Here is a 6,169-nt window from a genome sequence, read left to right as displayed (position 1 = left end):
GAGCTGATGCTGGGCAAAGATCGCCACTTTCAGGCCGGGCGCCACCGTCATGGTGCCGCTCTCCTGCTTCAGCCGGCCCGACAGCAATTTGGCAAAGGTCGACTTGCCGTTGCCGTTGGCGCCGAGCAGCGCGATGCGGTCGTCGGCATCGATGCGCAGCGTCATCTTCTTCAGGATCGGCTCACCCTCGACATAGCCGACATTCACATTGTTCAGCGCAATGATCGGCGAGGCCACGGTCTTCACCGGCTCGGGGAAGGAGAACGGCCGCACGTTGTCGTTCACAATCGCGGCGATCGGCTTCATCTTCTCCAGCGCCTTGATACGCGACTGCGCTTGTCTCGCCTTAGAGGCCTTGGCCCGGAAGCGCTCGACGAAGGATTCCATGTGCTTGCGCGCGGCTTCCTGCTTGACCCTGCCCTTCTCCTGGAGCTCGCGCTGCTCGGTGTATTGGCGCTCGAACTGGTCGTAACCGCCGCGCCAGAAGGTCAGCTTCTTCTGGTCGAGATGGACGATCGAGTTGACGGCGCGGTTAAGCAGGTCGCGGTCGTGCGAGATCAGAAGCACGGTGTGCGGATATTTCGACACGTAGTTTTCCAGCCACAGCGTGCCTTCGAGGTCGAGATAGTTGGTCGGCTCGTCGAGCAGCAGCAGATCGGGCTCGGCAAACAGCACTGCCGCCAGCGCCACCCTCATGCGCCAGCCGCCGGAGAAGGACGAGGCCGGCCGCCGCTGGGCGTCGTCATCAAAGCCGAGGCCGGCGAGGATGGTGGCGGCGCGCGACTCGGCCGAATGCGCGTCGATGTCGGCCAGCCGCATGTGGATGTCGGCGATGCGGTGCGGATCGGTCGCCGTCTTTTCTTCTTCGAGCAATGCGGAGCGTTCAAGGTCGGCCTTGAGCACGATCTCGATCAGCGGCTCCTCGGTGCCGGGCGCTTCCTGCGCCACCTGGCCGATGCGCGTGTTCTTCGGCAGGCTGATCGAGCCGGTCTCGGAGGCGAGATCGCCGGTGATCGCCTTGAACAAGGTGGTCTTGCCGGTGCCGTTACGGCCGACAAGCCCTGCCTTGCTGCCGGCCGGCAAGGTCAGCGAGGCATGGTCGAGAAGCAGGCGTCCGGCCATACGGAGCGAAAGGTCGTTAATGATCAGCATGGCCGCGCTTTTGCACGGGACGTCGGCGCTTCGCAAGACCTTGAGCGCCGGTTGGTTGCATAAGGCATGAAAATGGCCGGCGGCGGCAGGTTGCCTGATGCCGCGGGAGGGGAAGACGATCGATCCAATCGCCGGCCTCGCCGGATCAGAGGGCCGACTCTGAATTGGGCCGGGAACCTGCAGCGACGGCGCGTCGCCTGGCGAGCATCGACTACTCGCATCCGAAAATTGCGCATTTGTCAGTTAATTGCCCGTGCAACGCGGTCGTCTTCAGCGATCGCACCATGACGCAAGGGCAAGACTCAGCTATGTCTAGGTGTGCGGCGGACCTGATACCCGCCTGGCCGGCGCCATCTCCTCCCAAGCGGCGCCGGCCATTTTTTCCCACAGCGTTCACTGTGCCGGCGGTGTGCCGGGTTGATCACCGCCTGACATCGATTTGGGTGCAGGGTCGACCTGCGGGTTTTGATCGACGGTGCCGGGGGCCTTCGTCGGCGGGATATTGTTGTCGCAAGCCGCCACAGCCAGGGCTGCGGCTAAAGCCAGCAAGATTGAGAGCTTATTCATCGCAACCTCCTGTCACCGGGCAAACGAGACGGTGCCGATTTGGTTGCACGCTCAGGCAGAGCTCGGGGCGTTTGGAGAACGGGGGAACAAAAAGCCGCCTCTTCGGTTGGTCCACACCAATGGAGAAAATCATGATCCGTCTGCTCATAGCAGGGGCCGCCGTCTACGTGGCCTACCGCATAGTCAGGGAAATCATCGACGAAGTGCCCGACGACTTCGATCCGCTGTTGCTGCCACCTCCCGAAGACGACAAGTCGCTGCGGCGGCAGTCGGCGGCGATGGGCGTAGAGCCAGAGCGCTAGATCGAATTCATCGGCTGGTGCGTCAATAGGGTCGGCGCGTCGATCGCAACTCTCACGTCGAAACCGTTGCGAACAAAGCAGAAACGATGCTTGATGGGCAATGAACCTCGCTGCCCGTGATTCGACCTTCCGGCCTGCCTATCTCGCGAAGCTGAATGCCGAGCAGTGCCTTGCCGTCGAGCATGGCGACGGCAAGGTCGCTGGCCCGTTGCTGGTAATCGCCGGCGCCGGCTCCGGCAAGACCAGCACGCTGGCGCATCGCGTTGCGCATCTGATCGTCAGAGGCGCCGATCCCAGGCGCATCCTTTTGATGACGTTTTCGCGTCGCGCCGCATCGGAACTCGCCAAGCGGGTCGAGCGCATCGCCGGCGAGGTGCTCGGCCGGGACGCTTCAGTTATCACCGATGCTCTCACCTGGGCCGGCACGTTTCACGGCATCGGCGCCAGGCTGCTGCGCGACTACGCGCTGGAGATCGGCCTCGATCCGGCCTTCACCATCCACGACCGCGAGGATTCGGCCGACCTGATGAACCTCGCCCGGCACGAACTCGGCTTCTCGAAGACGGAAGGCCGTTTCCCGACCAAGGGCACGTGCCTGGCGATCTATTCGCGCGCCGTCAACGCGCAGGCGCCGCTTGGCGAGGTTCTGGGTTCGGTGTTTCCCTGGTGCGCGGGGTGGGCAGAACAGCTTAAGGCGCTGTTCGCCCGATATGTCGAGGCCAAGCAGGCGCAGAACGTGCTCGATTACGACGACCTGCTGCTCTACTGGGCGCAGATGGGGGGCGAGCCGGAGATATCGGCGCATCTGGGTGGGCGCTTCGACCATGTTCTGGTCGACGAATACCAGGACACCAACCGGCTGCAGGCCTCGATCCTCACGGCACTCAAGCCGGACGGATCCGGGCTGACGGTGGTCGGCGACGATGCGCAGTCGATCTACTCGTTTCGCGCGGCGGAAGTGCGCAACATCCTCGACTTCCCAAAACAGTTCGCGCGGCCGGCCGAGATCGTCATGCTTGAGCGCAACTACCGCTCGACCGAGACCGTCCTGGCCGCCGCCAATGCGGTGATCGGCGAGGCCTCGGAGCGCTTTACCAAGAACCTATGGACGGAGCGTAAATCGGCCGAAAAGCCGAAGCTGGTCAGCGTTCGCGACGAGGCCGAGCAGGCGAGTTACGTCTGCCAGGCGATCCTGACCGAGCGCGAGGCCGGCACGGCGCTGAAGGCGCAGGCCGTGCTGTTTCGCGCCTCGCACCACAGCGGGCCGCTGGAGATCGAGTTGACGCGCCGCAACATCCCGTTCGTCAAATTCGGCGGGCTGAAATTCCTCGACGCCGCCCATGTCAAGGACGTGCTGGCGGTGCTGCGCTTCGCCGAAAACCCGCGCGACCGCGTCGCCGGTTTTCGCGTGCTGCAGCTCTTGCCCGGCATCGGCCCTTCGGCAGCTTCGCAGATCGTCGACACCATGGCCACGTCGCTCGACGAAGCGATGGGTCTGGCGCGCTACCGGCCGCCGCAACGCGCCGCCGACGACTGGCAGGGTTTCGTCACGCTGTTCTCGCAGCTTCGCACCGGGTCGGGAAAATGGCCTGTTGATCTCGAACAGGTCAGGCTCTGGTATGAGCCGCATCTCGACCGCATCCACGAGGACGCAACGACGCGCCGGGCCGATATTCTGCAGCTCGAGCAGATCGCCTCGGGCTATGCCTCGCGCGAGCGTTTCCTCACCGAGCTGACGCTCGATCCGCCGGATGCAACCAGCGACGAGGCCGGACCGCCGCATCGCGACGAGGACTATTTGATCCTGTCGACCATCCATTCGGCCAAGGGCCAGGAATGGAAGAACGTCTTCGTGCTCAACACCGTAGACGGCTGCATCCCGATCGACCTCGCCGTCGGCTCGAAGGAGGATATCGACGAGGAGCGCCGCCTGCTCTACGTGGCGATGACGCGGGCCAAGGACGGCCTGCATCTGGTCATGCCGCAGCGCTTCTTCGTCCACGGCCAGGCGGCGCGTGGCGATCGCCACGTTTACGCCTCGCGCACCCGCTTCATCCCAGCCTCGATCCTCGGTGCCTTCGAACAGACATCATGGGCGAGCGTCCAGGCCAAGGACGATCCGCGTCGCCAGCCGCAAGTGCGCGTCGACCTCGGCGCCCGCATGCGTGACATGTGGAAGTAGGCCGCCTCTTCGGCACGGCGCTCATGCCACTGAGCTTGGTGGCGAAAATCAAATCTCGGCAACATGGAACCTGATGCCGCAATCCGCGTTTCTGGGCGTCCGACCCAGATCGGAGAGCGGCGTCCGCCGTCACCTCCGCCCAATACGAGAGGCCAGAATGCACGACACGATGCCCTTCACCCCGGTCGCCGTTACCGTCGGCGCCGGCCATAAGCGCATGATCGCTTCGCTCTTCGACATGCATGAGTTCCTGACCGAGTTCCCGCCATCGCGACGACGCCTGAGCTATGGCGCGGCGGTGAAGGCCTGCGAGGCAGCACGCGCCGGCGAGATCTCGCCGGAAGCGGCACGCGATGCCTTGATCACCCTCGCGGTGACGGCAGGCATTCTCTGGCCTTCGGCGCAGCCGGCGGTCTCAGTCAAGCCGGTCGCCCGAGGCCAGGGCGGATACGCCGCCTGACGCCTGGCTAGGCCTCCTTTGCGAGCGTGACCCGTCGAGATGCTGCACATCTTCGACGGGTTTTACTTTCAATCGATCATGATCGATCCGGATGATCCCAAATCAGGCGTAGGCGCGCCCCTCGTCGCTACGCTGGAACAGCGTCAGGTCGAGTGACACCGAAGGCCGGCCCAGAACGGTTAGGATCGTGTGCGCCTGGCCGCGGTGATGGGTCTGGTGGTTGAAGAAATGATCGAGCGCCGGCGCCAATCTCTGCGACACGGTGCGCATGTCAGAGACGGTCATGTAGGAGAAGCGGCCGGACAAAGCCTTGTCGCTCAACGCCCCGACCCAGTCGATGATCCTCTTGTCTTCGGCCTCGCGCGCCAGCCGCAAGCCCGGCAAGGCGCGGTGCAGGATCGTGTCGAGCCTGGCCGGCGCGTCGCCCTCGCCGGTAAACCGCCTCATCCAGATGCGGTCGGCGGTCAGAACATGGTTGAGCGTGCCCATTATCGAGCCGAAGAAAGCACCGACATTGCGGTGGAATTCTTCGTCGTCGAGATCGGCCGCGGCATCGTAGATGCGGCTATTGGCCCACTGATTGTAGGCCGCAAACATCATGAAGTGCTGTCTCATCTTTTTCTCCCGACCCGCAAGACCCCGTTCCGGGTGCCTACCGCATCGGCCCAAAAATCGGTACCGTTTTTCGGAAAAAACACGATGCGTAGATTCAAAAACGCTAGAGCATACTTTGTGCATCCAAGTGGACGCACCTCGTTCTAGTAGACCGCAAGGAAGCCGCCGCCAATGACCATTCTGCTCTATGACCTCGTCGGACGCGATGCTGCCCGTCCGTTCAGCCCGCATTGCTGGAAGGCGGCGATGGCGCTCGCCCACAAAGGGCTCGACGTCTCAACCGTGCCGACACGCTTTCTCGAAGTGCCCACTGTCGAAGGCGGCGTTTCAAAGCTCGTTCCGGTGATCCGCGACGGCCAGAAGGTGGTCGCCGATTCCTTCGCCATCGCGCTCTATCTCGACGAGGCCTATCCTGAGCGGCCGACATTGTTTTCCGGCGACGGCGGCAAGGCGATGGCGCGGTTCATCGAACGCTGGTCGCAACTGACCATCCACCCCTATGTCACCACTGCGGCGATCATGGACCTCCACGCCATGCAGGACGAGGCGAACGCCGCCTATTTCCGCCAGAGCCGCGAGCAGCGCTTCGGCAAGAGGCTGGAAGAGGTGATGGCGGCGCGAGACACCGGCCTAGACGCCTTCCGCGCCTCGCTGGAGCCGTTGCGCTCGACGCTCAGCTATCAGCCGTTCATCGGCGGCCAATCACCGCTGTTTGCCGACTACATCGTCTTCGGCGCGCTGCAATGGGCGCGCATCGCCTCGCCCTACCGGTTGCTCGACGACAGCGATGCGGTGGCGCAGTGGTTCGAGCGCTGCCTCGATCTGCATGACGGCCTCGGCCGCAAGGTGGCGGCGGCTGTATAGGGGAATAGGGGAATAGGGGAGTAGGGG

At 63.8% G+C, this 6,169-nt stretch carries 7 protein-coding genes; 4 read left to right on the top strand and 3 right to left on the bottom strand.

The genetic code is table 11. The features are described from left to right. Together EOC93_RS32240 and EOC93_RS34315 are read right to left on the bottom strand one after the other, a co-directional pair. Positions 1-1,152: ABC-F family ATP-binding cassette domain-containing protein (locus EOC93_RS32240; RefSeq protein ID WP_164759366.1), on the bottom strand; the 1,152-nt coding region annotated here is incomplete at its 3' end. A 393-nt stretch (positions 1,153-1,545) separates the two neighbouring features. Continuing rightward, positions 1,546-1,719, bottom strand: a complete 174-nt coding sequence (locus tag EOC93_RS34315; RefSeq protein ID WP_164547240.1) for a hypothetical protein — start codon at positions 1,717-1,719, stop codon at positions 1,546-1,548. 131 nt (positions 1,720-1,850) lie between these two features. Here EOC93_RS34315 and EOC93_RS34310 point away from each other — a divergent pair, with 131 nt between their 5' ends. From EOC93_RS34310 to EOC93_RS32230, 3 genes are all read left to right on the top strand, one after another. Further along, complete coding sequence (locus tag EOC93_RS34310; RefSeq protein ID WP_164547241.1) at positions 1,851-2,021, top strand: hypothetical protein; 171 nt, start codon at positions 1,851-1,853, stop codon at positions 2,019-2,021. Positions 2,022-2,121: 100 nt separating this feature from the next. After that, positions 2,122-4,203, top strand: a complete 2,082-nt coding sequence (locus EOC93_RS32235; RefSeq protein ID WP_127206627.1) for an ATP-dependent helicase — start codon at positions 2,122-2,124, stop codon at positions 4,201-4,203. Positions 4,204-4,360: 157 nt separating this feature from the next. Further along, complete coding sequence (locus EOC93_RS32230; RefSeq protein WP_127206626.1) at positions 4,361-4,663, top strand: DUF982 domain-containing protein; 303 nt, start codon at positions 4,361-4,363, stop codon at positions 4,661-4,663. Positions 4,664-4,765: 102 nt separating this feature from the next. On the opposite strand, the gene EOC93_RS32225 is transcribed toward EOC93_RS32230, so the two are convergent. Beyond that, complete coding sequence (locus EOC93_RS32225; protein ID WP_095483231.1) at positions 4,766-5,278, bottom strand: DinB family protein; 513 nt, start codon at positions 5,276-5,278, stop codon at positions 4,766-4,768. 171 nt (positions 5,279-5,449) lie between these two features. Here EOC93_RS32225 and EOC93_RS32220 point away from each other — a divergent pair, with 171 nt between their 5' ends. Then, the gene (locus EOC93_RS32220; RefSeq protein WP_127206625.1) at positions 5,450-6,142 is read left to right on the top strand and encodes a glutathione S-transferase family protein; all 693 of its coding nucleotides are present in this window, start codon (positions 5,450-5,452) and stop codon (positions 6,140-6,142) included. Positions 6,143-6,169 lie beyond the last annotated feature (27 nt).

The sequence above is a fragment of the Mesorhizobium sp. M6A.T.Ce.TU.002.03.1.1 genome (genome assembly GCF_003997275.1).
Taxonomy (GTDB): Bacteria; Pseudomonadota; Alphaproteobacteria; order Rhizobiales; family Rhizobiaceae; genus Mesorhizobium; species Mesorhizobium mediterraneum.
This window is presented reverse-complemented; position numbering and strand designations above follow the sequence as displayed.

Bases quoted from the DNA above. Each gene is read 5' to 3' on its own strand.
- EOC93_RS32225 (WP_095483231.1), bottom strand. From the start codon at position 5,278: ATGAGACAGCACTTCATGATGTTTGCGGCCTACAATCAGTGGGCCAAT.
- EOC93_RS34315 (WP_164547240.1), bottom strand. From the start codon at position 1,719: ATGAATAAGCTCTCAATCTTGCTGGCTTTAGCCGCAGCCCTGGCTGTG.
- EOC93_RS34310 (WP_164547241.1), top strand. From the start codon at position 1,851: ATGATCCGTCTGCTCATAGCAGGGGCCGCCGTCTACGTGGCCTACCGC.
- EOC93_RS32220 (WP_127206625.1), top strand. From the start codon at position 5,450: ATGACCATTCTGCTCTATGACCTCGTCGGACGCGATGCTGCCCGTCCG.
- EOC93_RS32235 (WP_127206627.1), top strand. From the start codon at position 2,122: ATGAACCTCGCTGCCCGTGATTCGACCTTCCGGCCTGCCTATCTCGCG.
- EOC93_RS32230 (WP_127206626.1), top strand. From the start codon at position 4,361: ATGCACGACACGATGCCCTTCACCCCGGTCGCCGTTACCGTCGGCGCC.